The 25,484-nt window shown below is 71.0% G+C and carries 22 protein-coding genes and 1 tRNA gene; 16 read left to right on the top strand and 7 right to left on the bottom strand.

All coding sequences use genetic code 11. From position 1 onward, the window contains the following. Positions 1–22: 22 nt before the first annotated feature. Positions 23–946 (bottom strand): rhomboid family intramembrane serine protease, encoded by a 924-nt coding sequence (locus ACFVQ0_RS22235; protein ID WP_390090507.1) that lies wholly within the window; start codon positions 944–946, stop codon positions 23–25. Between the two features lie 159 nt (positions 947–1,105). On the opposite strand from ACFVQ0_RS22235, the gene ACFVQ0_RS22240 reads away from it, so the two are divergent. The 5 genes from ACFVQ0_RS22240 to ACFVQ0_RS22260 all read left to right on the top strand — a co-directional run bounded on the left by ACFVQ0_RS22240 (position 1,106) and on the right by ACFVQ0_RS22260 (position 5,245). Further along, a complete protein-coding gene (locus tag ACFVQ0_RS22240) occupies positions 1,106–1,696 on the top strand; it encodes a HutD family protein (RefSeq protein WP_390090509.1) in 591 nt (196 codons plus the stop codon). A 41-nt stretch (positions 1,697–1,737) separates the two neighbouring features. After that, a complete protein-coding gene (locus tag ACFVQ0_RS22245; protein ID WP_390090511.1) occupies positions 1,738–2,244 on the top strand; it encodes a pyridoxamine 5'-phosphate oxidase family protein in 507 nt (168 codons plus the stop codon). Positions 2,245–2,305: 61 nt separating this feature from the next. Continuing rightward, positions 2,306–2,917, top strand: coding sequence for a TetR/AcrR family transcriptional regulator (locus ACFVQ0_RS22250; RefSeq protein WP_073735469.1), 612 nt, complete (start codon positions 2,306–2,308; stop codon positions 2,915–2,917). Positions 2,918–3,220: 303 nt separating this feature from the next. Beyond that, positions 3,221–3,424, top strand: coding sequence for a cold-shock protein (locus tag ACFVQ0_RS22255; protein WP_015607926.1), 204 nt, complete (start codon positions 3,221–3,223; stop codon positions 3,422–3,424). 243 nt (positions 3,425–3,667) lie between these two features. Next, a complete protein-coding gene (locus tag ACFVQ0_RS22260; protein WP_390090513.1) occupies positions 3,668–5,245 on the top strand; it encodes a DEAD/DEAH box helicase in 1,578 nt (525 codons plus the stop codon). Positions 5,246–5,312: 67 nt separating this feature from the next. Here ACFVQ0_RS22260 and ACFVQ0_RS22265 read toward each other — a convergent pair whose 3' ends face one another. The 3 genes from ACFVQ0_RS22265 to ACFVQ0_RS22275 are packed head-to-tail and all read right to left on the bottom strand — an operon-like array spanning position 5,313 to position 9,152. Further along, on the bottom strand, positions 5,313–6,329 hold the full coding sequence (locus ACFVQ0_RS22265; protein WP_390090515.1) for an ankyrin repeat domain-containing protein: 1,017 nt from the start codon (positions 6,327–6,329) through the stop codon (positions 5,313–5,315). Positions 6,330–6,380: 51 nt separating this feature from the next. Next, positions 6,381–7,289 carry a hypothetical protein gene (locus ACFVQ0_RS22270; protein ID WP_390090517.1) on the bottom strand — a complete coding sequence of 303 codons (909 nt, stop codon included), beginning with the start codon at positions 7,287–7,289 and terminating at the stop codon, positions 6,381–6,383. Positions 7,290–7,340: 51 nt separating this feature from the next. Beyond that, on the bottom strand, positions 7,341–9,152 hold the full coding sequence (locus ACFVQ0_RS22275; RefSeq protein WP_390090519.1) for a beta-galactosidase: 1,812 nt from the start codon (positions 9,150–9,152) through the stop codon (positions 7,341–7,343). Positions 9,153–9,343: 191 nt separating this feature from the next. Between ACFVQ0_RS22275 and ACFVQ0_RS22280 the strand changes: the two genes are divergently transcribed. From ACFVQ0_RS22280 to ACFVQ0_RS22300, 5 genes are all read left to right on the top strand, one after another. Continuing rightward, on the top strand, positions 9,344–10,222 hold the full coding sequence (locus tag ACFVQ0_RS22280; RefSeq protein ID WP_390090521.1) for a helix-turn-helix domain-containing protein: 879 nt from the start codon (positions 9,344–9,346) through the stop codon (positions 10,220–10,222). Between the two features lie 35 nt (positions 10,223–10,257). Then, positions 10,258–10,635, top strand: a complete 378-nt coding sequence (locus ACFVQ0_RS22285) for a chorismate mutase (RefSeq protein ID WP_390090523.1) — start codon at positions 10,258–10,260, stop codon at positions 10,633–10,635. A 101-nt stretch (positions 10,636–10,736) separates the two neighbouring features. Next, complete coding sequence (gene pepN, locus ACFVQ0_RS22290) at positions 10,737–13,241, top strand: aminopeptidase N (protein WP_390090525.1); 2,505 nt, start codon at positions 10,737–10,739, stop codon at positions 13,239–13,241. 165 nt (positions 13,242–13,406) lie between these two features. Next, positions 13,407–14,063: an RNA polymerase sigma factor gene (locus ACFVQ0_RS22295; protein ID WP_390090527.1), complete on the top strand. Its 657-nt coding sequence runs from the start codon at positions 13,407–13,409 to the stop codon at positions 14,061–14,063. Beyond that, entirely contained in the window at positions 14,060–15,097 is a 1,038-nt protein-coding gene (locus ACFVQ0_RS22300; protein WP_390090529.1) for a CU044_5270 family protein, read from the top strand. The genes ACFVQ0_RS22295 and ACFVQ0_RS22300 overlap by 4 nt, the downstream gene beginning before the upstream one ends. A 47-nt stretch (positions 15,098–15,144) precedes the next feature. Here the strand turns inward: ACFVQ0_RS22300 and ACFVQ0_RS22305 are convergent, their stop codons facing one another. After that, positions 15,145–15,804 carry a TetR/AcrR family transcriptional regulator gene (locus ACFVQ0_RS22305; protein WP_390090531.1) on the bottom strand — a complete coding sequence of 220 codons (660 nt, stop codon included), beginning with the start codon at positions 15,802–15,804 and terminating at the stop codon, positions 15,145–15,147. A gap of 130 nt (positions 15,805–15,934) precedes the next feature. Between ACFVQ0_RS22305 and ACFVQ0_RS22310 the strand changes: the two genes are divergently transcribed. The 3 genes from ACFVQ0_RS22310 to ACFVQ0_RS22320 all read left to right on the top strand — a co-directional run bounded on the left by ACFVQ0_RS22310 (position 15,935) and on the right by ACFVQ0_RS22320 (position 20,232). After that, entirely contained in the window at positions 15,935–17,068 is a 1,134-nt protein-coding gene (locus tag ACFVQ0_RS22310; protein ID WP_390090533.1) for a serine hydrolase domain-containing protein, read from the top strand. Between the two features lie 240 nt (positions 17,069–17,308). Then, positions 17,309–18,799: a pyridoxal phosphate-dependent decarboxylase family protein gene (locus ACFVQ0_RS22315; protein ID WP_390090535.1), complete on the top strand. Its 1,491-nt coding sequence runs from the start codon at positions 17,309–17,311 to the stop codon at positions 18,797–18,799. After that, positions 18,796–20,232, top strand: coding sequence for a lysine N(6)-hydroxylase/L-ornithine N(5)-oxygenase family protein (locus ACFVQ0_RS22320; protein ID WP_390090537.1), 1,437 nt, complete (start codon positions 18,796–18,798; stop codon positions 20,230–20,232). The genes ACFVQ0_RS22315 and ACFVQ0_RS22320 overlap by 4 nt, the downstream gene beginning before the upstream one ends. A gap of 87 nt (positions 20,233–20,319) precedes the next feature. Here the strand turns inward: ACFVQ0_RS22320 and ACFVQ0_RS22325 are convergent, their stop codons facing one another. Then, positions 20,320–22,137 carry a bifunctional metallophosphatase/5'-nucleotidase gene (locus tag ACFVQ0_RS22325; RefSeq protein WP_390090539.1) on the bottom strand — a complete coding sequence of 606 codons (1,818 nt, stop codon included), beginning with the start codon at positions 22,135–22,137 and terminating at the stop codon, positions 20,320–20,322. Between the two features lie 181 nt (positions 22,138–22,318). Between ACFVQ0_RS22325 and ACFVQ0_RS22330 the strand changes: the two genes are divergently transcribed. Next, positions 22,319–23,017, top strand: coding sequence for an SIMPL domain-containing protein (locus ACFVQ0_RS22330; protein WP_390090541.1), 699 nt, complete (start codon positions 22,319–22,321; stop codon positions 23,015–23,017). Between the two features lie 125 nt (positions 23,018–23,142). Next, the gene (gene pyk, locus ACFVQ0_RS22335) at positions 23,143–24,576 is read left to right on the top strand and encodes a pyruvate kinase (protein WP_390090543.1); all 1,434 of its coding nucleotides are present in this window, start codon (positions 23,143–23,145) and stop codon (positions 24,574–24,576) included. 58 nt (positions 24,577–24,634) lie between these two features. On the opposite strand, the gene ACFVQ0_RS22340 is transcribed toward pyk, so the two are convergent. Further along, positions 24,635–24,709: transfer RNA gene (locus tag ACFVQ0_RS22340), tRNA-Leu, on the bottom strand. A gap of 95 nt (positions 24,710–24,804) precedes the next feature. On the opposite strand from ACFVQ0_RS22340, the gene ACFVQ0_RS22345 reads away from it, so the two are divergent. Further along, positions 24,805–25,476 (top strand): ANTAR domain-containing response regulator, encoded by a 672-nt coding sequence (locus tag ACFVQ0_RS22345; RefSeq protein WP_390090545.1) that lies wholly within the window; start codon positions 24,805–24,807, stop codon positions 25,474–25,476. Positions 25,477–25,484 lie beyond the last annotated feature (8 nt).

Genomic DNA, 25,484 nt, shown 5'->3' on the forward strand with positions numbered 1-25,484 from the left:
GCGCATCCCGGGCCGGGCGCGCTCAGCCCGTCAGCGCCGACGTCTTGAGGACCACCAGCAGCACCAGCACCGCGGACAGCACCACACACCCGGCGGCCTGGACCGAGGTACGCCGATCCGCCGGGGCGTACGCGTAGACCACCGTCACCAGCGCACCGGTCAGCAGCCCGCCCAGATGGCCCTGCCACGAGGTGAAACCGGCCGAGACCACCATCCACACCAGGAACCCGGCCAGGAACCTGTTCACCGCGCGCATGTCCCGGCCCAGCCGCCTGCTGATCACGTAGAAGGCCGCCGCGAGCCCGAACACCGCACCGGAGGCGCCCACCGAGGTGTCCAGCGGCGCGACCAGGTACACCAGCACCGAACCGCCCAGCGCGGAGAGCAGGTACAGCGCCAGGAAGCGGACCCGCCCCAGCTGTTCCTCGACGACCCGGCCCAGGTTCCACAGCGCGTACATGTTGAAGGCGATGTGCAGCACCCCGAACGGCACCGAACCGAGGGCCGACCCGTCGGGCGGCAGGTGCAGGAAGGTGCCCGTCAGCAGCCGGTACCACTCACCGCCCAGCACCCCGGTCACCTCGAAGCCCGGGATGCCGCCGCTCTCGTAGACGTACCTGACACCGTCCGGACCGGTCAGCTCCGCACCCGTCATGCCGAACCGGTCCACGATCCCCGGGCGCACCAGCTCGGCCAGGTACACCAGGATGTTCAGGCCCATCAGCACATAGGTGACGAGCGGAACCGCGCTCCCGGCCACCGCCCCGCCGAAGACCGTCCGCGGCTGCCGGACCGAACGCCGCCCCTCCTTCACGCACTCCACGCAGTGGTGGCCGACCGAGGCCGCACGCATGCAGTCGGGGCAGATGAAGCGCTCGCAACGGGTACAGCTCACATACGTCTCGTACGAGGGATGGCGGTAGCACGTGGTGATGGCGGCCTCCATGGCCGGCTCCTTCATCGGTGAACGGGGTGAGAGCGGCCGGTGGGGGGCGGCGGCGATCAAGATAGCGAACCCCGGGGGAGCCGGGACCATCAGGTGGCTAGGCTCGGTGTCCTGTCCTCGCCCCCCTCCCTGCCCCCGTCGAGACCGGAGCACCCCCCCATGACCTCAGAGGCGTTCCGGATCCTGCGCGCGGCGGGCCGGGCCCCGGCCCCCTGGAAGAACGGCGGGGGAGTCACCCGCGAGATCGCCGCGGCCACCGGCCCGGCGGGCGACGGCTTCGACTGGCGGGTCAGCCTCGCGGACGTCACCGAGGACGGGCCGTTCTCCGCGTTCCCCGGTGTGGACCGCACCCTGACCGTGGTGGAGGGCGCCGGAATGGACCTCATGGTGGACGGTGAGCACCACATCGTCGACGAGCCGTACTGGCCCCACGACTTCCCGGGCGACGTGGAGACCGGCGGACGGCTGCTGGCGGGCCCGGTCGTCAACCTCAACGTGATGTACCGGAGGAACCGCGTACGGGCCGAGGTGGCGGTCGTACGCGGCACCCTGCGCCTCGCACCGCCCGAGGGCGGGACGGTGCTGGCCGTGGCGCTGGAGGACGGCGCCGTCATCGACGGAACGGACACCGGACTCGGCCGCTACGACGCGGTGTCGGCGCACGGCCGCGCGTCGTGCGTGCTGCGGACGAACGGGTACGCGGCGCTGATCACGCTGTCGGGGCGCGGGCCCGGCGAAAACCGGCCGTAATCCAGTCAGCGGCTGTCGGGATTACGGAGTTCGATGGACTCATGACATCGAACTCCTGGGCAGACTTCCGGACCGCGGAACCCGACTTCGCCGACACCGTGCGCCGGCGCTTCGGGCTGTACAAGCACCATGTCCTGGCCACCCTCCGGAAGGACGGCTCGCCCCGCGTGACCGGGCTCGAAGTGGACTTCTGGCTCGACGAGCCGTTCCTCGGCATGATGCCGAACTCGCGCAAGGCGCTGGACCTGCGCCGCGACCCCCGCTTCGCGGTGCACGCCAATCCGGGCCCCGACGCCGAGATGGCCGACGGGGACGTACGGATCTCGGGACGCGCGGTCGAGGTGACCGACGCCGGGCTGCTGGCCCGCTTCATCAGCGAGCGGACACCACCGGAGCCCTTCCACCTCTTCCGGGTGGAGCCCACCGAGGTGGTCCGCGTGGGGATCGAGGGCGGCGACACCGTGGTCATCCAGTCCTGGCGCCCCGGCCGCCCGCTGCGCACGATCCGCAGGGGCAACGACGACGGCTCGACGACGGCAGCGCCCTGACCGGCCGGGGGAGGGGCGACGCGGTGGCCATGACACCGCGCCCCGGGCGGAGAATGGACGGGTGCCTACCAAGAAGAAGCCACAGGCGACGCCTTCCCCCGAGCGGCGCGGCGAGCTGCTCGCCACCGCCGCCGAGGTGTTCGCCGCGCAGGGATACAACGCCACGACCGTCCGCCGGATCGCGGACGCGGCCGGAATGCTCGCGGGCAGCCTCTACTACCACTTCGATTCCAAGGAATCGATGGTCGACGAGATCCTCTCCACCTTCCTGAACGAGCTGTGGGAGGGGTACGACGCGGTGCTCGCCGCCGGGCTCGGCCCCAGGGAGACCATCGAGGCGCTCGTCACCGAGTCCTTCCGCGAGATCGACCGGCACCGTGCCGCCGTCGCCATCTACCAGAAGGAGTCCCAGCACCTGGCGGCGCAGCCGAGGTTCCAGTACCTCGTCGACTCCCAGCAGAAGTTCGAGAAGGCCTGGCTCGGCACCCTGGAGCGCGGCGTCGCGGACCGGGTCTTCCGGGCCGATCTCGATATCCGCCTCACCTACCGGTTCGTCCGCGACACCGTCTGGGTCGCCGCCTCCTGGTACCGGCCCGGCGGACAGCACAGCCCGGAGGAGATCGCCCGCCAGTACCTGTCGATGGTCCTGGACGGGATCGCGCTGCGCGGCTGAGGCGGCACGGAGGCTTCCGCGGCCTCTCTTCGGCGATCTTCGAACGGCCCCGGCCCTTGCGCCCCATGGGTTCACCCGGAAAACAGCCGGCCGGCGGCGTGGCGTGTCCCACCGCTGGTCGGCAGATCGTGCTACGGTGGTCCGGTTGCAGTTTTGGTACCCATGAACTTTATGTGCGCCTGACGGGAATGCTTCCTCAGGCGCTTTATTGTTTTCCGGCTTTCTCCGGGTGGGGCTCAATGCGGCGACTTGGAATTCGTAAAGTGCGGATTTCCGGCACTGCACCTGTTTTAGGAGAATGACATGGCTACTGGAACCGTGAAGTGGTTCAACTCGGAAAAGGGCTTCGGCTTCATCGAGCAGGACGGCGGCGGCGCTGACGTCTTCGCCCACTACTCCAACATCGCCACCCAGGGCTTCCGTGAGCTCCAGGAGGGCCAGAAGGTCTCCTTCGACGTCACGCAGGGCCAGAAGGGCCCGCAGGCGGAGAACATCGTCCCGGCCTAATTGCCGGACGCGTACCTCGCAGCCGGGGCCCGCACCGTGAAGGTGCGGGTCCCGGCTTGTGCTGTCCCTGGGAATACGTACGTTCCGGGCGCCCACGGGCGCCCCGCACCGGGTGCGACGAAGCACCCCGGGTGTCCCGGGCCCCCGCGCACCGCGTGCGGCAGTCCGCATTCCGTGCGGGCCCAGGGAAAAGTCCCAGCAGTCCCACGTAGTTCCCAGGAATCCCCAGGAGGGCAATTCCGTATGACCCGCTCCGAACGTCAGGACCGTCCCGCCCGCAATCGCCCGTCGAGGGGGCGTGGCACGGCCCAGGCAAAGGCAACCGCACAGGGTTCCGGCAAGGGATCCGGCAAGGCGTCGCCGCGTCGCAAGGCCACGCCGCCGCAGGGTGAGTTCGCCCTGCCCGAAACCATGACCCCCGCACTGCCCGCCGTCGAGGCGTTCGCCGAGCTGGACATGCCCGCCGCCCTGCTGAAAACCCTTGCCGCGCAGGGCGTCACCGAACCCTTCCCGATCCAGGGCGCCACCCTGCCGAACTCGCTGGCCGGCCGGGACATCCTCGGCCGTGGCCGCACCGGCTCCGGCAAGACCCTCGCCTTCGGCCTCGCGCTGCTGGCCCGCACCGCCGGACGGCGCTCCGAGCCGAAGGCGCCGCTCGCCCTCGTCCTCGTCCCGACCCGCGAGCTCGCCCAGCAGGTCACCGACGCGCTGACGCCCTACGCCACCTCGGTCAACCTGCGGATGGCCACCGTCGTCGGCGGGATGTCGATCAGCAAGCAGTCCGGCACCCTGCGCCGGGGCGCCGAGGTGCTCGTCGCCACGCCGGGCCGGCTCAAGGACCTCATCGAGCGCGGCGACTGCCGCCTCGACCAGGTCGCCATCACCGTCCTCGACGAGGCCGACCAGATGGCCGACATGGGCTTCATGCCGCAGGTCGTCGCCCTGCTCAAGCAGGTCGAGCCGGACGGGCAGCGGATGCTCTTCTCCGCGACCCTGGACAAGAACATCGACCGGCTCGTCAAGATGTTCCTGACCGACCCCGTCGTGCACTCGGTCGACCCGTCCGCCGGTGCCGTCACCACCATGGAGCACCACGTGCTCCACGTGCTCGACGAGACCGACAAGAAGGCCGTCGCCACGAAGATCGCCGCCCGCGAGGGCCGGGTGATCATGTTCGTCGACACCAAGCGCGCCGCCGACCGCTTCGCCAAGCGGCTGCTCGCCAGCGGTGTCAGGGCCGCCGCCCTGCACGGCGGCCGCTCGCAGCCGCAGCGCAACCGCACCCTGGACCAGTTCAAGAACGGCCAGGTCACGGCGCTCGTCGCGACGAACGTGGCGGCGCGCGGCATCCACGTCGACGACCTCGACCTGGTCGTCAACGTGGACCCGCCCACCGACCACAAGGACTACCTCCACCGCGGCGGGCGCACGGCGCGCGCCGGGGAGTCCGGCAGCGTCGTCACGCTGGTGCTGCCCGAGGAGAAGCGGGAGATGACCCGGCTGATGCAGGACGCGGGCATCGCGCCGCGCACCACCCGGATCAAGTCCACCGACGAGGAGCTGACCCGGATCACCGGTGCGCGTGAGCCCTCCGGCATCGCCATCGTGGTCGAGATCCCGCAGCCGACCCAGCCGAAGCCGCGTACCCGGTCCGGTTCCACCGGGTCCGGTACCGGCGGCGGCTTCCGCTCCGGCACGCGTGGGCGTGGCCGGCGCGGATCCGGGGCCGGGAGCGCCGGAAGTGCCGGTACCGGTGGTGCGGGTCGCGCCGGTGGTACCGGCCGCAGCGGTGCGCCCGCGCGGGGCCGTCGCGCGGCGTAGCGGAATTCAGCCCGTCCGGCGTTGAGGACGGAAGCGGGCCCGGGAGCACCCGGGTGGCGCTTCGTCCTCAATCGCCGGACGGGCTTGTTTGTGCCCGGCGGGCCTGTCCGTGCCCCAGCCGTGCCAGCACGTCCGCGCCGAACGCCCTGCGCGACGGGTCGTCCGCCGCGCACCACGCGAGCGCCGCCTGCCGGGTCTCCTCGTCGCCGCGCTCGCGCAGCGCCTCCGCGCAGACGTGCCAGTTGTCCAGCTCCGGGCCACCCGAGCGCAGCGCCCGCCGGGCCAGTTCCTCGAACGGGGCCGACAGCCCGAGCTCGTCCTCCAGGAGCGTGGCGATCGCGCCGTGCCCCGTCTGCTGGTCCTGGCCCGCGAACGGCTCCCCGTTCCCGCGCACCAGTTCGACCGTCAGTGTCTCCCCGCCGTCGACGACGGCACGGCGCACCGATACGTGGTGCGCGTCCGTGTCCCCGTAAGCCTCCAGCAGTCCGCCGCGCATCTCCTGCTCCAGGTCCACGTCCAGCATCCGGCGTGCCTCGACCAGCGCCTCCTCCAACGCCCCCTCCGGTGCTCCCGCACCGTGGTGCAGCAGCGCCCGTACCGTTTCCAGGGAGCCTCTGCGGGCGGCCAGGAAGAGCGGAGCCTCGCCCTCCGGGCCCGGCAGACACGGGTCGGCGCCGTGGGCCAGCAGGGTGCGCGCGGTCCCCGCGTGGCCGAGCCCCACCGCCCAGCGCAGCGCCGTGAACCCGAACTGTTCACGCAGATCCGGCCGGGCACCCGCGGACAGCAGCGCCTCGACCACCTCGGTATGGCCGCCGCACGCCGCCCCGCAGATCGGCAGGTCGCCCGATTCCGGACCGCAGGCCCGGTCCGGATCTGCGCCCGCGGCGAGGAGCAGCCGCACCACGCCCGGCCGGTCGGAGACCGAGGCCAGGTACAGCGGGCTCGCGCCGTCCTCGTCGGACGACTCCACGGGCACCCCGGCGCGGAGCAGCCGTACGACGGCGTCCTCGCCCTCGTACACGGCGTCGAACAGGCTCTGCCCGTCCACCGCCGGATACGCCCGCGTCATCGGATCTTCTGTCACATTTCGACTGTAATACCTTTCGCGCCGGGGCCCGTTGCGGGCGGCGGCGGCTCAGGTCGTGCAGTCGAGCACCGTGCGGCACAGCGCGCACCTGGCCCGCACCCGGCCGCGCACCGGCACCCGGTTGCGCTGGTGGCAGGTCGGACACGCGAAGGCGACCCGCAGCCCGTCCCGGCCGCTCTCGAAGGAGTACGGGGGCTCGGGACCCGGTGCGCAGGCCGCACCGGGATGGTCCTGGGCGTACCGACGGTCCCTGGCGTAGCGGCGCCGGCCCGCCCAGCCGGCCGCCGTCAGCGGCGGTTGCAGGCCCTCGCGCAGGGCCCGCGCCCGGCCCTTCGTGTACGCGGTGTACGCCTGCGGGCTGGTGAACCAGGGCGAGGGGTCCTCGTCGAAGGCGAGGGCCCGCTTGGCCAGTACGTACCCGAACTCCTCCGGGGTGAGGTAGCCGAGCTTCTGGCTGGACGTGGCGTCCTCCCGGAACGCGTCCAGCAGCAGCCAGCCCGCCCCCAGATAGGCGGCCGCGGTGTCGGTGAGGATCTCGTTGTCACGGGTCCCGGGGAACTCAAGGCCGAGCCGGTGCAGCAGCACATGCGTGACCTCGTGCGACAGCGCGGCCCCGATGTCCCTGCGGTGGGTGCGGAACCGGTCGTTGAGCTCGATGAAGTACTCGGGACCGGCGGCGAGTTCGACACTTCCCGCATGCTCCATCGCACGGAACGCCACGACCATCCTGGCGTCCGGCAGCCGCAGGTGCCGCACCATCGCCCGCGCCACGCGCTGCGCGCCGAGATGCAGATCGTCCGCGTCCGCGAAGGCGGCGTCCACCGGCAGCAGGCTCGGCGCGAAACGGCGCACACCGTCGTACGACAGCCGCCGGTACAGCGCGGTGATCGCGGAGCGGACGGTGTCCAGGTGCGGGAAGCCGTGCACCACAGGGCTGCCGTGGGGGCTGTCGCCCACACCCTCACCCCCGTCCACGCCACTCGGCTCCCGCCCACAGTAGCGGGACTTTCAGGAAACACCCCGGGGCGTGTCCGCCGCACTCCGGGACGGCAGCCCCGGGCCCAGCTCCGCGTACGGCGCGCCCGCGTCCTCCAGCTCCAGCACCCACACCTCGTTCTCTCCTTCCCGGAGCACCGGACCCGGTACGTACAGCGTGCGCTGCGGGCCCGCCGACCAGTACCGCCCGAGGCAGAACCCGTTCACCCAGACGAACCCGCGCGTCCAGCCCGGCAGTTCGAGCCCGGCGTGCCCGGTGCCGTCGGCGTCCGCGAGCTCGAACGAGCCCCGGTACAGGCCGCCGCGCCCCGATCCGTCGAGCGGGACGAACGGGACACCGGCCACCGCCGCCGCGTCCTCGAACGCGTCCAGCCGCAGTGCCCGCGCCCGTACGCCGTGCAGGAACTGCCGTTCGTGCAGCACGCCCCCGGTGATCCCCTTGGCCTCGCCGAGGCGCGGACCGTAGTTGACCCGGCCCAGCGACTCGACCCACAGTTCGACGTCGGCGGGACCGGCCACCGGCTCCTTGAGCGTGCCGTCCTCCTCGCTCAGAACGCCCCTGCGGACACCGTCCACGTACACCACCGCCCGGTCCCGGAGACCCGACACCCCCAGGGCGTAGGGCCGTCGGGGACCCGGCACGCCGACCCGGTAGCGCACCAGGCCGCGGTCCACCCCCAGCTCCTCGAACGTGGGCGGGACGCCGGACTCCGGCCGCTCCTCGTCCCCGAGCGCCTCCATCACGTCCCGTAGCGGCGCCCAGCCGGTCAGCGCCGCCCGGACCGGTCCGGCAAGCCCGGCGGGTTCCGGCGGCAGCTCCGGGAGCGGCCCGTCCGCGTACCGGGCGAGGACCTTCCGGAACAGCCAGAACTTCTCCGTGGGCCGCCCGTACTCGTCGACCGGCGCGTCGTAGTCGTACGACGTCACCGTCGGCTGGAGCTCCTGGTCCTGGAGCGGGCCGCCTCGGTTGGCGCCCGCCCAGCCGCCGAAGTTCGTCCCGCCGTGCGCCATGTAGATGTTGACCGACGCCCCGCACTCCAGGATCTCCCGCAGCGCCTGCGCGGCCCGCGCCGGATCGCGGACGACGGAGGGGGCGCCCCAGTGCTCGAACCAGCCGCACCAGAACTCCATGCACATCAGCGGGCCCCCGTTCCGGTGACGCCGGAGCACCCGGAACGCCTCGCGCGCCCCGGAGCCGAAGTTCGCCGTGGCCAGCAGACCGGGCACGGAGCCGCCCGTGAGCATGTGGTCCTCCGGTCCGTCCGAGGTGAACAGCGGCACGCTCACGCCGTACTCGACGAGCATCGCGGCCAGCTGCCGCAGATAGTCCTGATCGCTGCCGTAACTGCCGTACTCGTTCTCCGCCTGGACCATGATCACCGGGCCGCCCCGGTCGATCTGCCGCTCCACGACCTGGGGCAGCAGTTCGGCGAACCACCGCCGTACCGCGTCCAGATAATCCGCGTCGCGGGTCCGTACCCGGCGGCCGTACCGCCCGGTCACCCACACCGGCAGCCCGCCGTTCTCCCACTCCGCGCAGATGTACGGTCCCGGGCGGACGATCGCCCACAGCCCGGCCCGCCGGGCCGCGTCCAGGAACCGGCCCAGCGCCGCCACGTCCCGGAACCGGCCGGGCGCCGGCTCGTGGAGGTTCCACGGCACGTACGTCTCGACGCAGTTCAGGCCCATCGCCCGCAGCATCGACAGCCGGTGGTCCCACTGCGCCTCGTGCACCCGGAAGTAGTGCAGGGCACCCGACAGCAGCCGTACGGGCCGCCCGTCGAGCCGGAAGTGGTCGTCGTCGCCCACCGTGAAGTCAGCCATCGTGCTCGTTCTCTCCTGTGCGGGCGGTCCCGGAGTGTTGTGTTCCGCGAGGAATGTCGCGACCCAGCCTCACCCCCTGGCGTGCGGCCGGTCCATGGACAAAGATCATTGCTGTTTGGACGCAGCAGCGGCAGATCGCCGGCGCCGCGGCACGCGAGCGAGAGAACGCGCGAGAACGGGAGCGAAGGCCGATGTACCACACCTGGATGCGCTTCTTCACCCCGAGCCCGCTCCACCACCGCCTCGGCCTGGTCTGCCTCGGGGTGGGCCTCCAGCACGGCGCGCTGCCCACCGTCGGCCCCCGCACCCTGGACCACCACGTCGCCGTCGTCATCAACTCGGGCAGCGGATGGTTCGCCGGGCCCGACGGGCGGCGGACACCGGTCACCGGACCCAGCCTGATCTGGCTCACCCCCGGCACCCCGCACCACTACGGCGCCGACCCCGCCACCGGCTGGGACGAGAGCTTCGTCGACTTCACCGGCCCCGCCACCACCACGTACACCGAGCTCGGCTACATCGAGCCGGACCGCCCCCTCGTCCCGCTCTCCGACACGGCGGCACCCCGCGCCGCCATCGGCCGGATGGTCCGGGCGGCCCGGCGCGGCAACCCGCTGCTCGAAGTGGAGACGGGCGCCGCCGTCCACGAGCTGCTCGTCGCCCTGCGCCGGGCCCGCGCCGATGTCAGCCCCGACGGCGACCCGGTGCTCCAGGCCATGGCCCGCGACGCCTTCCAGCCGCTCTCCGTCGCCGAGCACGCCGCACGGCACGGGATGACCGCCGCCGAACTGCGCACGGCCGTCCGGCGCGGCGCGGGGTGCAGCCCGAAGGACTACCTCCTCGGCATCCGGCTCGGCCGCGCCAAGGAGCTCCTCGCCACCAGCGACCTGCCCGTCGCGTCGGTCGCCCGCCGCGTCGGGTACGACGATCCGGCGTACTTCTCCCGGCTGTTCGCCCGCCGCGTCGGCACCGCGCCGGTCCGCTTCCGCGAGCAGCAGGGCCGCAGTGTGCCGGGCGGCTGGAGCGACCGGGTGCCGGACCCCGACCACCCGCCGACGATCACTCCGTAGCACGCCCCGCCGGACAGGCTCTAAGCTCGACGACCATGACCACGAGCAACATCGACGATTCCGTAGGCGCCGAGCTGAACCGGCTGCGAGAGAGCATCGACAACATCGACGCTGCTGTCGTCCACATGCTGGCCGAGCGCTTCAAGTGCACCCAGCAGGTTGGTCACCTCAAGGCCGCCCACCAGCTTCCGCCCGCCGATCCGGCCAGAGAGTCCCGTCAGATCGCCCGGCTGCGGCAGCTGGCGGAGAGCGCGCACCTGGATCCGGCGTTCGCCGAGAAGCTGCTGAACTTCATCGTGGCCGAGGTCATCCGCCACCACGAGCGCATCGCGGAGGAATCGGCGCACGGCGCGAACAGCGACGCCGTGAACACCGGCGCGGCCGACGCCGACGCCGCGAACGCCGCGACCTGAATGTGCCGCCGGGGCCCGTCGGCCCCGGCGCCCGCCCCCGACCCGCTCAGCCCGCCGCGAACTCCCTGCGACCCGCACACCGCATACGGCAGCATGGGGCCATGTCCGTACTGATGCGCGACGAAGCGCAGACCCGAGCCCAGTTCCTCGACGTACAGCGGTACACGATCGACCTCGATCTGACCGCGGGGGAGGAGACCTTCGACTCCCGCACCCTCATCCGGTTCACCGCCCGGGCGGACGGTGACACCTTCGTCGAGATCAAGCCCGCCACCCTGCGCTCGATCAGCCTCGACGGGCAGCCGCTCGACCCCGCGCGGCTCGACGGCAACCGCTTCCCGCTCACCGCCCTGACCAGCGGCGAACACGAACTCCGCGTCGACGCCGCCATGCGCTACTCCCGGACCGGCGAAGGCATGCACCGCTTCACCGACCCCACCGACAACGAGACCTACGTCTACACCCAGCTCTTCATGGAGGACGTCCAGCGCGTCTTCGCCGCGTTCGACCAGCCCGACCTGAAGTCCGTCTTCGCGCTCACCGTCACCGCCCCCGAAGGCTGGACCGTCCTCGGCAACGGCATCACAGAACACACCGGGGACGGCCGCTGGACCATCGCCCCCACGCCGCCGATCTCCACCTACCTCGTCGCCGTCGCCGCGGGCCCCTGGCACTCCGTGACCACCGAACACGCCGGACTGCCCTTCGGCATCCACTGCCGCGCCTCCCTCGCCCCCCACCTCGACGCCGACGCCGACGAGATCCTCGACATCACCCGGGCCTGCTTCGACCGGTTCCAGGAGAAGTTCGACGAGCCCTACCCGTTCGACTCCTACGACCAGGCATTCGTCCCCGAGTTCAACGCGGGCGCCATGGAGAACCCCGGCCTCGTCACCTTCCGCGACGAATTCGTCTACCGCTCCGCCGTCACCGACACCGAGCGCCAGACCCGAGGCATGGTCATCGCCCACGAGATGGCCCACATGTGGTTCGGCGACCTCGTCACCCTCGCCTGGTGGGACGACATCTGGCTCAACGAGTCCTTCGCCGAGTACATGGGCTACCAGACCCTCGCCGAAGCCACCCGCTTCACCGACACCTGGGTCGACTTCGGCGTCGCCCGCAAGAGCTGGGGCTACGACGCCGACCAGCGCCCCTCCACCCACCCCGTCGCCCCCGACCCCGCCGCCGTCCCCGACACCGCCTCCGCGATGCTCAACTTCGACGGCATCTCCTACGCCAAGGGCGCCTCCGCCCTCCGCCAACTCGTCGCCTGGCTCGGCGAGAAGGACTTCCTGGCCGGCATCAACACCCACTTCGCCCGCCACAGGTTCGGCAACGCCACCCTCGCCGACTTCATCGACAACCTGGCCTCCGCCACAGACCGCGACGTCCACACCTGGGCGGACCAGTGGCTGCGCACCACCGGAGTCGACACCCTCACCCCGCGGATCACCGAGGCCGACACCACCTGGTCCCTCACCGTCGACCACCAGGGCTCCCGCCCCCACCGCGTCACCGTCGGCACCTACGACCACGCCATCGACACCCAGTCGGGGTCCGACCGGCTCGTCCCGCGCGACCGCTTCGACATCGGCATCCCGCAGGACGACGCCCCCACCGCCCGGCCCGGCCGCCGCCCCGCCCTCGTCGTCCTCAACGACGGCGATCTCACCTACGCCAAGGTCCGCCTCGACCCGGACTCCTGGGACACCGCGCTGCGCAGCCTCTCCGGCATCCCCGACCCCCTCACCCGGGCCGTCATCTGGAACACCGCCCGCGACATGGTCCGCGACGGCGAACTTGCCCCCACCACCTACATCGAGGCCGCCCGCACCCACCTCCCGCACGAGACCGACCTCGCACTCCACCAGGGCGTCCTCGCCTTCGCCACCACCCAGATCGCCGGACGCTACCTCAGCCCCGAGGACCGCCCCGCCGCCCTCACCACCCTCACCGCCCTGTGCCGCGACCTCATCCGCCGCACGGAGGACGGCAGCAACCCCGGCCTCCGCCTCATCGCCGTCCGCCACCTCATCGACGCCGCCACCCAGCCCGACGCCATCCAGGGCTGGCTCACCGAAGGCACCGTCCCCGGCGGACCCGAACTCGACGCCGAACTGCGCTGGCGCGCCCTCACCCGCCTCGCCGTCCTCGGCGCCGCCGACGAGACCGCCATCGCCGCCGAACTCGAACAGGACCCCAGCGCCACCGGCCAGGAAGGCGCCGCCCGCTGCCGCGCCGCCCTGCCCACAGAAGAGGCCAAGGCCGCCGCCTGGCAGGCCATGTTCACCGACGACAGCCTCTCCAACTACCTCTTCACCGCCGTCGCCCAGGGCTTCTGGCAGCCCGAACAGGCCGACCTCCTCAGCCCGTACGTACCCCGCTACTACCCCGAGGCGACCCAGCTCGCCGTCCGCCGCGGACCCGCCATCGCGGAGGCCGCCGGACGCTACGCCTTCCCGGCGTACGCCGTCGACGCCCACAGCCTCCACCTCGGCGAACAGGCACTCACCGACCAGGCCCTGATCCCCGCGCTGCGCCGCAAGCTCATCGACCAGATCGACGATCTGCGCCGCGCCCTCGCCGTCCGCGACGCCCACTGACCGGACCGGGGAACCCGCACCATCCGTGCCCGGCCCGCCCTCACCCCGAGGGCGGGCCGGGCACAGCGCGTGGTGCGCCGGGCAGGCGGCCGGACCGTGCCCGCGAAACCCAGTCCGGTGACACACGTCACAGGAACCCACCGGACCGGTCGGACATTAATCCACGTGACTCATTCAACCCCCGCCCGTCTCCGCGAAGGTGACCCGGCCGCGCTGGCCGAGGCGTTCCGGGAACACGCGGACGCCGTGTACCGCCATGCCCTGTGGTCCACCGGCAACTGGTCCACGGCCGAGGACGTCGTCTCCCTCACCTACCTGGAGGCGTGGCGCTCACGCGAGCGGCTGCGCCCCGAGGAGACCGACAGTCTGCGCCCGTGGCTGCTGGGCATCGCCACCAACGTGCTGCGCAACACGGCACGTTCGGCCCGGCGGCACCGCAGGGCCATGGCCCGGATGGAGCGCTCCGACACCGTCCCGGACTTCGCCGAAGAGGTGGCCGGGCAGCTCGCGGACGCCGAACAGCTGGCGGCGGCCAAGGCGGCGCTGGAGGGGCTGCGGCGCACCGAGCGCGAGGTGTTCACCCTGTGCGTCTGGGGCGGACTGGACTACGCGTCCGCCGCCGAGGCCCTGGGCATACCCATCGGCACCGTGCGCTCCCGGCTGTCCCGCGCCCGCGCCAGGCTGCGCGACTCGGTGAACCATCCGGCCGCCCGGCACGACGGCACCCGGGGCGCACCCGGCCGGGAACTCTCCGGCGGCGGCGGACAAGTACGGCACGTAGACAGCATTCCGGCCCGAACCACTCAGGAGAACCCCGCATGAACGCCCTGTTCCGGCACCGTTCCGGCACCGCCGCACAGTCCGCCCGTCCTTCGGCCCAAGACCTCGCCGAGCTGGCCGCACTGAGTGAGATGGTCCCGCGGCCGGGCACCCCCCGGCTCTCGCCCACCCGTCACGCGGAGCTCGAAGCGCATCTGATGAACGAGGCCAACGAGACGGCGGCCACGTCCGGCACCGCGAAGCCCGTCACGTCCCGCTCCGCCGCCGGCCGCCCGTCGGGCTTCGGCTGGGTGACGCCCGGCCGGTCGATGTCCCTGGGGGTGGCCGCCGCCGTCGTCGCGGCGACCGTGGCGGGGTTCGCCGTCACCGGCAGCAGCGGTCAGACGGCCGTCGCCGCGCCCGCCCCGCTCAAGGTGGAGAGCTCCCGGACCACCGTGCCGCTCGCCACCGTCGCGAAGCGGGCCGCCGCCCTCGCCGGTTCCGGTGGCGCCGCGCGCCGGGGGACCCACCGCCGGGAGTGGGCCATGGGGCTGTGGGACGACGGCAAGCACGAGCCGGAGCAGGTGCCGGTGACCGAATCCCGCGTCCGCTACAACGCCGACGGCAGCGGGGAGTCGCAGGACATCGAGGACGGCCGGGTCGTCCGCCGTACGCACCTGCCCGCAGGCTCCTGGGGGGAGTCGGCCTCCTACGTGAACACCCCACCGACCACCGTCGGCGGCCTCGCCGACTACCTGGCGAAGGAGAACCCCGACACCAGGGGCAGCGCGTACTGGACGGTGGACTCCCTGGAGGCGCTGCTGCGCGAGTGGACGCCTGGCCCCGCCCAGACGGCCGCGATCGACGGCCTGCTCGCCGAGCAGCCCGGCCTGCGTGCCATCGGCCCGGTCAGGGACCGCGCGGGGCGCCAGGGCCAGGCGTACGCGGTGGACTTCAAGGGGACGGTGCGGTGGACGGTCATCCTCGACGAGCACACCGGCCGCATCCTGGGCACGGAGCTCTCCAGCATCAGGACCGACCCGAAGATGCGGCTCGAACCCGGTGACGTCGAGCAGTACGACGCCTACCTGGACTGAGGCCGCACAGCAGGTCCGGGCCGTCCCGCCCCGGGGCGGGACGGCCCTCAGCCGCGACGGACCGCGGCCTCCACCTGGGCGAGCTGGGCGGCCAGCAGCTCCACGAACGCTTCGCGGCGGTCCACCCCGAGGGGGCGGACGTCACGGGCGAAGTGCGACAGGGCGGGGAAGCGCTCGGGGTCCGCGCCGAGCACCGCGACACGGAACAGCTCCATGCCCTGGTCGTACTCCTGGGGGGTGATCGTGCTGACCCCGGCCTCCGAGGCGACCAGCGCGGAGATGAGGACCGCGATCCGGTGATAGTGCGCCGGGACCTCCTCGTCGGGCAGGCCCGACGCCCGCAGGTCCTGCAGCACCGCTTCCATCACCAGCCGGGAACCGGCGCCGCTCGACGCGTAGCGCCCCCAGACGGAGGCGAGCTGGGGCTGCCGGCCGAAGGCCTCCCGCAGCCGCAGGCCCAGGGCGGTGATGCGCTGCTTCCAGTCGCCCTCGGGGCGGTAGCCGTCCATGGCGGCCAGCAGGATCCGGTCGGCGACCGCGCGCAGCAGCTCGGTCTTGCTGCGGAAATGCCGGTAGAGGCTGGAGGAGTCGGTCCCGAGGACCGCGGCCAGCTTGCGCACGCTGAACGACTCGGCGTCGCCCGTGCGCAGCAACTCCGCCGCCGCGTCCAGGATCTCCTCGGTCGACCAGCGCCTTCTCCCTGTCATCCCGGCCATCCCGTTCCTCTCGTGGGCTCCCAGCCTAACGTATGCACTTGGTGTTGCACGCACCGCGTGCATAATGGGGACATGGGTGGGCCGGGCAGACCGGCACCCGGGACCACGAGAGGACGCAATCGTGAGGAACGCACTGGATCCGGCCCAGCTGGACACCGCTCAGCTGGACGCCGCCATCGCACACGTCCACCGCGCCGGAATCCCGGGCCTGTTCGCCGAAGTCCGGGACGGCGACCAGATCTGGCGCGGCGCCGCCGGGGTCGCCGACACCACCACCGGACGCCCCGTCACCCCCGACATGCGCCACCGCGTCGGCAGCATCACCAAGACCTTCACCGCCGCCGCCGTCCTGCAACAGGTCGACAGCGGCCGGATCGGCCTCGACACACCGATCGCCCGGTACCTCCCCTCGCTGGTGCCCGGCGAACGCGGCGAGGCGATCACCGTCCGGATGCTGATCAACCACACCAGCGGCCTCGCCGAGTACCTCCCCTACGCCTATCCCTCCCTCAAGGGATTCCCCAACGCCGCGGACACCCGGCCGGAGAGCCTCGACGACAACCGGTTCACCCGGTTCCACGCCACCGAACTCATCGGCATGGGAGTCCGCGCACCCGCCACCGGCGCGCCGGGCAGCACACCGGGCATCTACTCCAACACCAACTACCTGCTCCTCGGCGAACTCCTGGAACACATCACCGGCACCACGGCCCGGCAGTGCATCACCCGGAACGTCATCGAACGCGCCGGACTCCGGAACACCGAACTCCCCACCGGAGCGCACATCGAAGGACCGCACTCACACCTCTACGAGGCGTGGTTCGGCATGATCGACCCGCCGCGCGACTACAGCGTCTTCGACATGTCGTGGGTGGGACCGGCGGCCGGGCTGATATCGACCGTCACGGACCTCAACCGCTTCTACGGCCTGCTGCTGGCCGGCGAGATCGTCAGTCAGGCGTCACTGACCCAGATGCGACGCACCGTCCCGGTCATCTCCCAGGAGGGGAAGACCATCGAATACGGCCTCGGCCTCTACCCGACGGAAGCGCCGGGCCAACCCACCTTCTGGGGCCACGGCGGCTCGGCCTGGGGCGCCGGGGCCCTGTCCGCGACCCGTGCCGACGGCAACCGGCAGCTGTCCGTCGCGGTGAACCTCCAGAGATGGAACACCCTCGACCCCTCAGGGAAGCCGCAGCCCCACCCCATCGACGCCGCACTCGCCGCCTTCTGCCGCCTGGCGATGTACGGCTGAACCGACCGGCGGGATCCCTCCGCCCCGCAGACCCGATCGGGCCCCGGCGAACGCCACCGGGCGCCCGATCGTCGCCGTTCCGGCGACACACGCACCCATACCACCCCAACCGCCGCCACCCCGCCCCCTCGCGCACCCATCCCCCTTTCGAGTTCAGATCACCGCGCTCACCGGCCACGCCACCCAAAAACCGGACAAGCTGGGATGTCCACCCATGCGCTCCGAAGGGCCACCACCTCCATGCCCACCCCGCCCCTCGCCGGAGGCACCACCGGCCCCGCCGCTCTGCGCCCCCTCATCGACACCGTGCTCACCGCACTCCACGACGGCGCCCGCCGACGCGACGGCCCCCTCCCCGCAGGCGGCCCCGACACCGTCACCCCCCAACTGCGCACCGCCCTGCACCCCTTGATCCCCGACCGGGGCACCGGCGCCCACCACGCGCTCGCCACCCTCATCACCGCCCTCACCGAAGGCGCGGCGGACCCCGCGGACCCCCTCTGCGCGGCACACCTCCACACTCCGCCCCTCGCCCTCGCCGCGGCAGCCGACCTCGCCGCCTCGGCCCTCAACCCCTCCATGGACTCCTGGGACCAGGCCCCCGCCGCCTCCGCCCTCGAAGCCGACCTCACCACCGCGCTCGCCGCCGAGGTCTACCCCCACCGCACCGCACCCGACGCCCTCGTCACCACCGGCGGCACCGAAGCCAACCAGCTCGCGCTGCTCCTCGCCCGCGAACGCCACGGCCCCGTCCGGACCGTCAGCGGCGCCAACGCCCACCACAGCATCGCCCGCGCCGCCTGGCTCCTCGGCCTCCCCGCCCCCCTCACCATCCCGGCCCCCACCGGCGTCATGGACCTCACCGCCCTCGACGAGACCCTCACCCGCCTCCGCGAGCGGCCCGGCGCCCCCGTCCTCGTCACCGCCACCGCGGGTACCACCGACACCGGCCAGATCGACCCCCTCGCCGAGATCGCGGCCCTCTGCACCGCCCACGGCGCCGAACTCCACATCGACGCCGCCTACGGCGGACCCCTCCTCTTCAGCCCCACCCACCGCAACAAGGTCCACGGGCTCGACCGTGCCCACAGCGTCACCCTCGACCTGCACAAACTCGGCTGGCAACCCGCCTCAGCGGGCATCCTCGCCGTCCCGGACCACCAAGACCTCGACGCCCTCCACCACCACGCCCCCTACCTCAACGCCGACGACGACACCGAAGCCGGCCTGCCCGACCTCCTGGGCCGCTCCCTGCGCACCACCCGTCGACCCGACGCACTCAAGATCGCCGTCACCCTCCGGGCCCTCGGCCGCGCCGGACTGGCCGATCTCATCGACCGCACCTGCGCCGCCGCCCACCACCTCGCCGACCTCATCACCAAGACGCCCACCCTCGACCTCTACGACCGCCCCACCATCTCCACCGTCCTCTTCCGCCCCACCGACGCCACCGACCACACCGTCGCCACCATCCGGCGCACCCTCCTCACCCGTGGCCACGCCGTACTCGGCCGCACCCACGCCCACGGCCGCCTCTGGTTCAAAGCCACCCTCCTCAACCCCCACACCACCACCCACGACCTGCGCAGACTGCTCGACCTCGTCACCCACCTCGCCACGGAGATCTCAGAGACCACTGAGATCTCAGAGACCACTGAGATCTCGGAGACCGCGGCAACCGCAGAGATCTCAGAGACCGCAGAGACCACGGAAGGCAGCACCCCCCGATGACAGCCCGGCCACCCAGGCCCGACCGGCCCGCGCCCGAGACCGACCAGCCCCACGACCTCGTCGGCATCGGCATCGGCCCCTTCAACCTCTCCCTCGCCGCCCTCGCCCACGGCGTACCCGGCGCCCCCCGCCCCCTCGCCGCCACCTTCTACGAACAGCGCCCCGCCTTCCACTGGCACCCCGGCCTCCTCATCGACGGCGCCAGCCTCCAGGTCCCCTTCCTCGCAGACCTCGTCACCCTCGCGGACCCCACCAGCCCCTGGACCTTCCTCAACTACCTACGCACCCGCGACCGGCTCTTCCCCTTCTACTTCGCCGAGCGCTTCCACATCCAACGCGCCGAGTACGACGCCTACTGCCGCTGGGTCACCGAACAGCTCCCCGGCCTCCACTTCGGCCACCAGGTCGACGCCATCCGCTGGAACACCGAACGCGCCGTCTTCGAGGTCGACTTCACCCAACTCGACGACCAAGGCGAAGCCGAAGCCCTCGGCCGCGCCCACACCCGCAACATCGCCCTCGGCGTCGGTACCGAACCCCACATCCCCGAACCCCTCAAGCCCCTCGCCGAAGCCGGATCAGTCCCCGTCATCCACTCCGCCGACTACCTGCACCACCGCGAACAACTCCTCAACGCCGAACACATCACCGTCATCGGCTCGGGCCAGTCCGGCGCCGAGATCTTCCTCGACCTCCTGCGCGCCCGCCCCGCCGGACACGAGAAACTCCACTGGCTCGCCCGTACCCCCGCCTTCGCGCCCATGGAGTACTCCAAACTCGGCCTCGAACACTTCACCCCCGACTACACCCGCTACTTCCACGCCCTCCCCGAGCCCGTACGCGACGAACTCGTCCCCGACCAATGGCAACTCCACAAGGGCATCGACCACGACACCATCACCGCCATCCACGAGGAGCTCTACCGCCGCACCCTCCACGGCGGCTGGCCCGACGCCACCCTCACCCCCGGCGTCTTCGTTCGCACCGCGGGCCGCGTCGCCACCACCCGCGTCGAACTCCACCTCGAACACACCCAGCAGGGCACCCGCTCGCGCCTCACCACCGACGCCGTCGTCCTCGCCACCGGCTACCGCGAACGCCCCCTCGACCAGATGCTCGACGGCCTCCGCACCCGTCTGCGCCGGGACAGCTCCGGCCGCCCCCGCATCGACGAGCAGTTCCGCCTCGAACTGGACCCCGCCATCACCGGCAACATCTACGTACAGAACGCCGAACGCCACACCCACGGCGTCGGCGCCCCCGACCTCGGCCTCGCCGCATGGCGCAGCGCCACCATCCTCAACGACCTCACCGGCACCACCGCCTACCACCTGCCGCAGCGCACCGCCTTCACCACCTTCGGCCTCACCCCCCACACCCCGAACGTCCCCACTCAGGCCCCCACCCTCACCCCCCTCGTCCAGAGCAACTGACACCCCCGCCCCACCCCGGCACACAGAAGAGCGGCCGCTCCCCCCACAAGGAAAGGAGACGGCCGCCCCACCGCGGAACCAGAGGAACTAGAACACCGGCGTACCGTCCCGCGTCAGCCGCCAGTCCACCGAAGCGAACTCCGAGCTGTCCACCGAACCCTTCGCCTGCACCCACGCGATGATCGTGTTGCGGATCTCCTCCGAGTTCGCCCACAGCTGCTTCGCCGCCGCGACGTGCGGGAAGTTACCCCCGCCACTCGCCCGGTAGTTGTTCACCGCCAGCACGAACTGCGCCGCCGGATCGATCGCCTTGCCCTCGAAGGAGAGACCGACGATCCGCGAACCGCTCGGCTTCGCGATGTCGATCTCGTACGTCAGACCCGACACCGCGTCATAGTTGTAGTCCGGCGTGTTGTCCGCGTTCGTCAGCTTCGCCGGATCCACCGGAGCGCCGGCCGCCGTCTGCACGTAATACCGCGCGGAGAACTCCAGGTAGTCCTTGATCTGCGCGCCCGTCATCAACCGCGCCTCAAGCGTGTTCTCGAACGTGTACAGACCTGCGGCGTCCCTGATCGTCACCTGCCCGGCCGGAATCCGCGCCGTACGCGAGAAGCACGACGCCTGCGACAGCACCGGCAGCGAGGCGTACTCGCCACCCGCCAGCGCCTCCTTCACCGTCTCCGCCTGGACCACGTTGATCAGGTCGATGATCGGCTCGTCCTTCCACGCCGCCTCAGCCGTCGTCATCGTCGCGGCCGACGTGCCGATCACCTGGTTGACGTACGCGATCACCTTCTTGTGCTCGTCCGCCAGCAGCTTCGTGATCTTCCGGTCCTCCGCCGCCGTGTTGGAGTTGAGCACCTGCGAACCGGCCTTCTCGACCACCCAGCGGCCCTTCTCCCACACCAGATCGAAGTCGAACAGCGTCAGCCGCTGACCCCACTTCAACGGCTCGGACAGCACGACCTTCTTTCCGGTCTTCTTGTTCTCCACGAAGTACTCGGGGATCTCCAGATGCGCGTGACCCACCAGAATCGCGTCGATCCCCGGCACCTGCTCCGCCACCAGACCCGCGGCGTTCTCCACGTACGGAATCTGATCCCCGTACGAAGACGTCCCACTGTTCCCCGAATGCGCCGACACGATCACCACATCCGCGCCCATGGACCGCAGCCGGGGCACGAACTTCGCCGCCTGCTCCTCCAGCCCCGGGAACACCAGCTTGCCGCCGACGTTCACCTTGTCCCAGATCGCGACCCCCGGATTCGTCAGCCCCAGGATCGCCACCTTCACATCCCGGCCGTGCGGGGTACGCAGCTTCTTGATCACATACGGTGCGAACGCCGGCTTCAGCGTCTTCGCGTCCAGCGCGTTCGCACCCAGCAGCGGGAAGTCGCACTGCTCCTCGAACTTGCGCAGCACCGGAATGCCGTAATTGAACTCGTGGTTCCCCAGCGCCGCCGCGTCATAACCGATCGCGTTCATCGCCTGCGCCATCGGATGCACCGGACCACGCTTCGCCGTGATCGGGTCGATCCTCGCGTAGTAGTACGACAACTGCGTGCCCTGGATCGTGTCGCCCGCGTCGATCATCAGGGTGTTGTGACGGCCCTTCTCCCGCCGCACCTGCTCCACCAGCGTCGAGATCTTCGCCAGCCCGACGTCGTTGTGGGCCGCGTCGTCGAACTCCTGGTCCGTGAAGTAGTCCCAGTTGAAGACGTTCCCGTGCAGATCCGTCGTGCCCATCACGGTGAACGAGTACCGCTTCTGCGGACGCCCATGACCATGTCCGTGTCCATGCCCGTGACCGTGTGCCTCGGCAGGAACAGCTCCGGCGCCCACGATCGCGGCACCGGCACCGGCCGCGGCCGATGTGCCCAGGAACGTCCTTCGGTTCAGCGGCATCTCGTCTCCCACATCTCAGTTCTGTCCGTGCCCGGCACTCTCGCCGCACAACGCGCGTAGATCCCGCACTCGCGTGCACAACGCGCGTAGATAATCACCCACGCACCACACCCGGCAACACCCCCCGCAGGTTTCGTTTCGATGACCACCGGCTGTCGTACCCGAGTGCGACAGTGGACCCATGACCGAGACTCCGTACCCCTACGGCACCCCCGACCACCCCCGCCTCGCCGTCCGGGGCGAGGCCCGGCTGGAGATCGACCCGGAGATCGCCCGCGTCGGCATCACCGTCAGTGCCCGGGGAAAAGACCGCCGTGCCGCCCTCGAAGACCTCACCCGGCGCAACACCACCGTCCTCGAACTCGCCCGCACCTACGGGGAGGCCGTCGAGAAACTCGAAACCGGCGCCTTCTCCATCACCCCTGAACTCACCCAGCGCGGCCGCGACGAGAAGATCCGCGCCTACCACGGACGCGTCCACATCACCGCCGTACTCGGCGACTTCACCGCCCTCGGTGAATTCACCACCCGCGTCGCGGACCTCGACATGACCCGTATCGACGGCCCCTGGTGGGCCCTGCGCCCCAACTCGCCCGCGCACGGTGAGGCCCGCCGCCAAGCCGTACGCGAAGCCGTCCAGCGCGCCCGCGAATACGCCGACGCCGTCGGCGCCCAGCTGGCCGCCCTCGTCGAACTCGCCGACCTCGGCGCCGAGAACGCCGCCCCCGCCCTGCCCCCGGCCCCCGGCGGCTACGGCGCCCCCCGCGGATTCGCCGGCGCACCGGCCGAAGCCGCCCCCGCACTCGACCTGGAACCGCAACGCCAGACGGTCCGCGCCCAGGTGAACGCCCGCTTCATCATGACCCCGCCGAACCTCTGAACGGAATGCTCATCCGAGCACCCCGCCGCACAATTCAACACTTGTCAAAAAGCCTTCACCCAAAGGATGTTGGGCAGTCATGCGGAGCCAATTTCCTACCCGTAGGTAAGGTTTAGGCTCAAACCATGCGCCGAGCGAAAATCGTTTGCACCCTGGGACCCGCCACCGACACATATGAGCAGATCAAGGCCCTGGTCGAGGCGGGCATGGATATCGCCCGCCTCAACCTCAGCCACGGCACCTACGCCGAACACGAAGAGCGCTACCACCGAGTACGCAAAGCATCCGACGAAGCCGGACGCAGCGTCGGAATCCTCGCAGACCTTCAAGGCCCGAAGATCCGCCTCGGACGCTTCCGCGAAGGACCCGTACTCCTTGAACGCGGCGACGACTTCACCATCACCGTCGAACCCATGGAAGGTGACCGCCACACCTGCGGCACCACCTACGAAGGCCTCAACACCGACGTCACCCCCGGCGAACGCATCCTCATCGACGACGGACGCGTCACCCTCGAAGTCACCGGAGTCGACGGACCCCGCGTCCACACCACCGTCATCGAGGGCGGCATGGTCTCCGACCACAAGGGACTCAACCTCCCCGGCGTCGCCGTCTCCGTCCCCGCCCTCTCCGAGAAGGACATCGACGACCTCCGCTGGGCCCTGCGCACCGGCGCGGACGTCATCGCCCTCTCCTTCGTACGCAGCGGACGCGACATCGAACCCGTCCACCGCGTCATGGACGAGGAGGGCCGCCGCCTCCCCGTCATCGCCAAGGTCGAGAAGCCGCAGGCCGTCGAGAACATCGACGACATCGTCGCCGCCTTCGACGGCATCATGGTCGCCCGCGGCGACCTCGGCGTCGAAATGCCCCTGGAGCAGGTGCCGATCGTCCAGAAGCGCGCCATCAAGCTCGCCAAGCGCAACGCCAAGCCGGTCATCGTCGCCACCCAGATGCTCGACTCGATGATCGACAACTCCCGCCCCACCCGCGCCGAGGCCTCCGACGTCGCCAACGCCGTCATCGACGGCACCGACGCGGTGATGCTCTCCGGCGAGACGAGCGTCGGCAAATACCCCATCGAGACGGTCCGCACGATGTCCCGCATCGTCGAAGCGGCGGAGGAGGACATCCTCGCCAAGGGCCTGCCGCCGCTCACCGACCGCAACAAGCCCCGCACCCAGGGCGGCGCGGTCGCCCGCGCGGCGGCGGAGATGGGCGACTTCCTCGGCGCGAAGTTCCTGGTGGCCTTCACCCAGAGCGGCGACACGGTCAAGCGCCTCTCCCGCTACCGCTCACCCATCCCGCTCCTGGCCTTCACCCCGGACCCGGCCACCCGCTCGCAGCTGAACCTCACCTGGGGCGTGGAGACGTTCCTGGGCCCGCACGTGGACTCGACGGACGCGATGGTCGCCCAGGTCGACGAGGAGCTGCTGAAGATCGGCCGCTGCCGGAAGGGCGACGTCGTGGTCATCACGGCCGGTTCCCCGCCCGGCGTCGCGGGTTCGACGAACCTGGTGCGGGTGCATCACATCGGTGAGGACGACAGCCCGAAGTAGGGGGGCCCAGCGCGGAGGGTCGCGCGAAAGCGATCCGGCCTTGGAAACGAAGGAAAAGTGCCCCAGGTGGGATTCGAACCCACACTTTCGGCTGTTTGAGAGCCGCCTCTCTAACCAGTTGGAGTACTGGGGCCTTAGAAAGGAAGGGCGAAGAGCGCCCTGCGTAGTGACACCATACCGTAGCTAGGTAGGCTCATGGAGAGCCATATGCCCTGACCAAGGAGCCCCGTGACCACCCCCGAGTCGCCCCAGCCCGTAGACGCGTCCGACGACGACAAGTCGCACGTCCCGCCGCTGACGACCCGCGTCGTCATCGCTGAGGACGAGGCGCTCATCCGCCTCGATCTGAAAGAGATGCTGGAGGAAGAGGGGTACTCCGTCGTCGGTGAGGCCGGGGACGGGCAGCAGGCTGTCGAGCTGGCCCGGGAGCACAAGCCGGACCTGGTCATCCTCGATGTGAAGATGCCCGTCCTCGACGGGATCTCCGCCGCCGAGAAGATCGCGGAGGAGTCCATCGCGCCGGTCCTGATGCTCACCGCGTTCTCGCAGCGCGACCTCGTGGAGCGGGCCCGGGACGCCGGGGCGATGGCGTATCTGGTGAAGCCGTTCAGCAAGAGCGACGTCGTGCCGGCCATCGAGATGGCGGTGTCGCGGTTCGCGGAGCTGAAGGCGCTGGAGGGCGAGGTCGCCGACCTGTCGCAGCGGCTGGAGACCCGGAAGCTGGTGGACCGGGCGAAGAGCATTCTGCAGACGGACTACGGGCTCTCCGAGCCCGCCGCGTTCCGCTGGATCCAGAAGACGTCGATGGACCGGCGGCTGTCGATGCAGCAGCTGGCCGAGGCGTTGATCGAGGACGCGGAGGAGAAGAAGGCCGAGGAGAAGAAGAAGGCGGCCGAGTAGCTCCGTAC

This window comes from Streptomyces sp. NPDC057900, from assembly GCF_042887885.1.
Taxonomy (GTDB): Bacteria; Actinomycetota; Actinomycetes; order Streptomycetales; family Streptomycetaceae; genus Streptomyces.

Coding starts and splice junctions, on each gene's coding strand:
- ACFVQ0_RS22315 (WP_390090535.1), top strand. CDS start 17,309: ATGCCCACCCCGCCCCTCGCCGGAGGCACCACCGGCCCCGCCGCTCTG.
- ACFVQ0_RS22240 (WP_390090509.1), top strand. CDS start 1,106: ATGACCTCAGAGGCGTTCCGGATCCTGCGCGCGGCGGGCCGGGCCCCG.
- ACFVQ0_RS22330 (WP_390090541.1), top strand. CDS start 22,319: ATGACCGAGACTCCGTACCCCTACGGCACCCCCGACCACCCCCGCCTC.
- ACFVQ0_RS22305 (WP_390090531.1), bottom strand. CDS start 15,804: ATGACAGGGAGAAGGCGCTGGTCGACCGAGGAGATCCTGGACGCGGCG.
- pepN (WP_390090525.1), top strand. CDS start 10,737: ATGTCCGTACTGATGCGCGACGAAGCGCAGACCCGAGCCCAGTTCCTC.
- ACFVQ0_RS22285 (WP_390090523.1), top strand. CDS start 10,258: ATGACCACGAGCAACATCGACGATTCCGTAGGCGCCGAGCTGAACCGG.
- ACFVQ0_RS22235 (WP_390090507.1), bottom strand. CDS start 946: ATGGAGGCCGCCATCACCACGTGCTACCGCCATCCCTCGTACGAGACG.
- ACFVQ0_RS22325 (WP_390090539.1), bottom strand. CDS start 22,137: ATGCCGCTGAACCGAAGGACGTTCCTGGGCACATCGGCCGCGGCCGGT.
- ACFVQ0_RS22275 (WP_390090519.1), bottom strand. CDS start 9,152: ATGGCTGACTTCACGGTGGGCGACGACGACCACTTCCGGCTCGACGGG.
- pyk (WP_390090543.1), top strand. CDS start 23,143: ATGCGCCGAGCGAAAATCGTTTGCACCCTGGGACCCGCCACCGACACA.
- ACFVQ0_RS22300 (WP_390090529.1), top strand. CDS start 14,060: ATGAACGCCCTGTTCCGGCACCGTTCCGGCACCGCCGCACAGTCCGCC.
- ACFVQ0_RS22320 (WP_390090537.1), top strand. CDS start 18,796: ATGACAGCCCGGCCACCCAGGCCCGACCGGCCCGCGCCCGAGACCGAC.
- ACFVQ0_RS22260 (WP_390090513.1), top strand. CDS start 3,668: ATGACCCGCTCCGAACGTCAGGACCGTCCCGCCCGCAATCGCCCGTCG.
- ACFVQ0_RS22255 (WP_015607926.1), top strand. CDS start 3,221: ATGGCTACTGGAACCGTGAAGTGGTTCAACTCGGAAAAGGGCTTCGGC.
- ACFVQ0_RS22245 (WP_390090511.1), top strand. CDS start 1,738: ATGACATCGAACTCCTGGGCAGACTTCCGGACCGCGGAACCCGACTTC.
- ACFVQ0_RS22280 (WP_390090521.1), top strand. CDS start 9,344: ATGTACCACACCTGGATGCGCTTCTTCACCCCGAGCCCGCTCCACCAC.